This window comes from Rhodococcus sp. EPR-157, assembly GCF_001647195.1.
Lineage (GTDB): Bacteria > Actinomycetota > Actinomycetes > Mycobacteriales > Mycobacteriaceae > Rhodococcoides.
Map to the genome: position 1 here is coordinate 1 of NZ_LVCV01000569.1, position 3,535 is coordinate 3,535.

A 3,535-nucleotide genomic window follows, 5' to 3' on the forward strand; every position below is an offset into this window, starting at 1 on the left:
TTACTCCCGCGCTGTGCAGCCATGCGCGCAACGGTAGTCGCCGGACTACCTCAAAATGAAGTCCACCGCGGTCGCCCCTGTTTGCCCGTGTGAAAACCTGGTCGGGTGACTACTGCTCCCGTCTGTGTCCTCGGGCTCGGCCTGATCGGCGGATCCGTGCTTCGAGCGGCTGTTCGCGCTGGCAGAACCGCGTGGGGATACAACCGCTCGGCCGATGCGATCGCAGGCTCCGCCGACACCGGGTACGACACCGGCACCGACCTGACAGCGGCCCTCACACGGGCAGCCGCGTCCGGCGCGCTCATCGTCATCGCGGTGCCGATGCCCGCCGTCGACTCGATTCTCGACGCCATTGCCGAACACGCGCCCGACAATCCGATCACCGACGTCGTCAGCGTCAAGGTCGAGGTCGCCGAGGCGGTGGCACGGCACGAGCTCGCGGCCCGATACGTGGGCGGGCATCCGATGGCAGGCACCAACCACTCAGGCTGGTCTGCGGCGGATCCCGACCTGTTCCGCGACGCGGTGTGGGTGGTGACCGTCGACGACGGTTCCGACCCCGACGTCTGGCGTGAGGTCGCCTCGCTGGCACTGGATTGCGGATCGGTCGTCGTTCCGACCGTCAGCGACGAGCACGACCGAGCCGTCGCACGCATTTCCCATCTGCCTCATCTACTGGCCGAGGCGCTGGCGTCGGTCGGCGCTGTCAGCCCGCTTGCGATGGGACTGGCCGCAGGTTCGTTCCGCGACGGAACTCGGGTTGCGTCGTCGTCGCCCGATTTGGTCCGGGCCATGTGCGAAGGCAACGCCGACGCGCTCACCGATGCACTGGACGACGCGTTGGCCCTGCTGACCAGGGCGCGCGAGGAACTGGTCACCGAACGGTCGACGAAGACGCTCGTCGCCGCTGGGCACGCTGCGCGCACCCTGTACGAACAGCACGAGCGGTTCGACATCACCGACGTCGAACCTGGCGAACCCGGCTGGCTGGAGAAGTTCCGGGCAGCCGGGAGACGAGGTGGCGTCGTGCGTCAGATCCGCTCGGCGAGCCCCGGGTAGTCCATGACGAATCCGTCGGCGTCCACGGTCACGGAGGAGCTGGACACCGGCGACAGCACGTGGATTCCGTCGGAGCCGCTGCTGTAGGTGAGGGCTGTTTCCTGAATGCTCAGGTCGAGCAGGTTCACGTAGACCACAGGGACCTGGACGTCGGTCGAATAGGTGTGCAGTCCGAGGCGGCGGATCGGCAGGGTGTTGAAGAACGGGCTCAGCACGACGTCGACGTCGAGTGCACCGTTGTAGGTGGAGCGCTGGTGATTGGACGAGTTTTCGATCATCCAGTAGCCCTCGTCGTCGCGACTGACCGATGCCTGCTTCTCGCCGCCCGCGACCGAAGTGCGCAGCGAGAGCCGTCGGGTGACGCCGTTCTCGTCGGTCACCAGGTCGTACGACGCGCTGAACGCCGGGTGTTCCGAGCAAGCGCCGCCGATGATCCGCCCGGCGGCCTTGATGCGGTTGCCGTTGAGCTGGACGCGAACCGACTCCATCCGGGGAGCATCGTGCGCGCGCCACGTCAGGATCGCCGGCCAGGTCTGCGTGGACGAGGCTGGAGCCGCTGTGGGAAGGCCCGACGGGTCTGGGGTGGAGGCTGCTTCTACACCCGATGTTGGAGTGGTCACTCGACTACGGTAAGCGACAGCGGGGCCGACAGATCAAGCGGTGCTGATTTTTCTCCCGTCAGCGGTCCGGGCTTACCCTGAACGGAGCTCGACCCAACGGCGAAACGACGGGTTTCTCGCCGGGTTCACGTGACGTCCGTTACAGGTGAACATCTGTCTTCAACTCCTCACGCTCACTAGTCTGGCCGTGTGACCGGAGGTGGCTTCGACTTCGCGCACTCCGAGCAGGCCGCGAAAAGTCGACAGGACAAGGCGACGGCACTCGCGCGCTACATCTGGGAGCGAGGCATCGACGGCCCCGAGCTGCTGGCCTTGACCGACACCGTGCGGCGCAAACTCGCGAGGGCAGCCGACATCACTCCCCCGAGCAGCATGGAGACGTGGTCGATGGCCGCGGAACTGCTCGTCAGCAAGAACGAGTGGGCATCGGCGAACCCGACGCACCCGTCCGCGTCGCCACAGCACGTGGACGAGAAGATCATGTGGGTCAAGCCGCCGATCAAACCCTGGTAGGAACCGCCCGCCGTCACTACTCACGCACGGCAGACGACCTGCGCATCGGCCACCAGAACACCCGACCTTGCAGCGCCGACAGGCTCGGCACCAGCAGCGGCGCCATCAGCAGAGCCGCAATCGTCACACCCACCGCGACGCCGAACCCCAGCTCGGCCAGGTTCGCCAGCCCCGTCAGCATGAGCGACGCGAACGTCAGCGCCAGGATCAAACCGGAAGCGGCAACTGTCGGCGCGTCGTTCGCGACGGCTTCTCGCGCAGCCTCGCGCGGTGAATGTCCGTTCTGGAATTCCTCACGCAAGCGGGACGCGATCAGGATGTTGTAGTCGGTTCCGATCGCGACGACGAACAGGTACAGCACGATCGGTATGGAGAAGTCGATGCCGTCGTATCCGACGAACCGCAAGAAGACCAGCACGACGCTGCCGAGCGTCGCGGCGAAGGTGAGAGCAACGCAGACGAGCAGATTCAGCGGTGCGATCACTGCTGTCAGCAACAGCGCAAGAATGATCGCGATGATCACGGCAGCTACGGGGAAGACGAGGCGAGTATCGGCCTGCAACTGCTCGCGCACATCGACGAAGGTCGATGTCTGGCCGCCGACGAGTACGTTCACTCCGGGGACAGCGGCGCTGTGCGCGGCGTCGCGGACCGGCCCCTCCACGAGGTCGAGAGCGACGTTGGAGTACGGATCGTCCTGCAGCACAGCGCTGATCACCGCAGCAGTGCCGTCCTGACTGATTCTGGGCGGCGACACCGACGACACCCCCGCCACCTGTCCGACGTCCGACGAGATCGCGCCGAGTACCTGTTGCGACACCGGGCCGTCCCCGGTCACGTAGATCTGAGTGGGGCTGAGTGCACCCGCGGGGAACGATTGATTCAACGTGTCGAACGCTTGCTGCGAGGACGTACTCGACGGCAGCTCGTCGAGCGTGTTGTACGTGGAGGTGTATCCCGAGGAGAACACTGCGAGTACGACGAGCACCAATCCGATGGCACCGGCGATCAACCCCGGGCGCCGCGCGATCGTTTCCCCGACCGAGTCGAACGGCGTTCTGACACTGCTGTGTCCGTGCCCGAGCGGCCAGAAGAGATGGTGACCCAGCACGGTGAACAATGCGGGCACCAACGTCAGCGCCGTGATGAGCATGACCGCAACCGCGATGATCAGGCCCGGCGCGAGTGTGCTGAGCGAGCCGAGTTGAGCCAGCAGAAGGGCCGCGAATGCGCCGATCACCGTCAGCGCCGAGGATGCGACGACCTTTCCCACCACCGTCACCGCGAACAGCAGAGCCTCGGTGTGCGTGTCGCCGCCACGAAGCCGTTCTCGGTAGCGGAAG

At 65.8% G+C, this 3,535-nt stretch carries 4 protein-coding genes; 2 read left to right on the forward strand and 2 right to left on the reverse strand.

The features are described from left to right. The first annotated feature begins 105 nt into the window (after positions 1-105). Complete coding sequence (locus tag A2J03_RS24980) at positions 106-1,059, forward strand: prephenate dehydrogenase (RefSeq protein ID WP_068379495.1); 954 nt, start codon at positions 106-108, stop codon at positions 1,057-1,059. Here A2J03_RS24980 and A2J03_RS24985 read toward each other — a convergent pair. Further along, the gene (locus A2J03_RS24985) at positions 1,032-1,547 is read right to left on the reverse strand and encodes a putative glycolipid-binding domain-containing protein (protein ID WP_068379498.1); all 516 of its coding nucleotides are present in this window, start codon (positions 1,545-1,547) and stop codon (positions 1,032-1,034) included. The two genes, A2J03_RS24980 and A2J03_RS24985, sit on opposite strands and share 28 nt — an antisense overlap. A gap of 321 nt (positions 1,548-1,868) precedes the next feature. Here A2J03_RS24985 and A2J03_RS24990 point away from each other — a divergent pair, with 321 nt between their 5' ends. Then, the gene (locus A2J03_RS24990; protein WP_068379501.1) at positions 1,869-2,192 is read left to right on the forward strand and encodes a hypothetical protein; all 324 of its coding nucleotides are present in this window, start codon (positions 1,869-1,871) and stop codon (positions 2,190-2,192) included. Between the two features lie 16 nt (positions 2,193-2,208). On the opposite strand, the gene A2J03_RS24995 is transcribed toward A2J03_RS24990, so the two are convergent. Continuing rightward, positions 2,209-3,535: MMPL family transporter (locus A2J03_RS24995; RefSeq protein ID WP_156520575.1), on the reverse strand; the 1,327-nt coding region annotated here is incomplete at its 5' end.

Bases quoted from the DNA above. Each gene is read 5' to 3' on its own strand.
- A2J03_RS24985 (WP_068379498.1), bottom strand. From the start codon at position 1,547: ATGGAGTCGGTTCGCGTCCAGCTCAACGGCAACCGCATCAAGGCCGCC.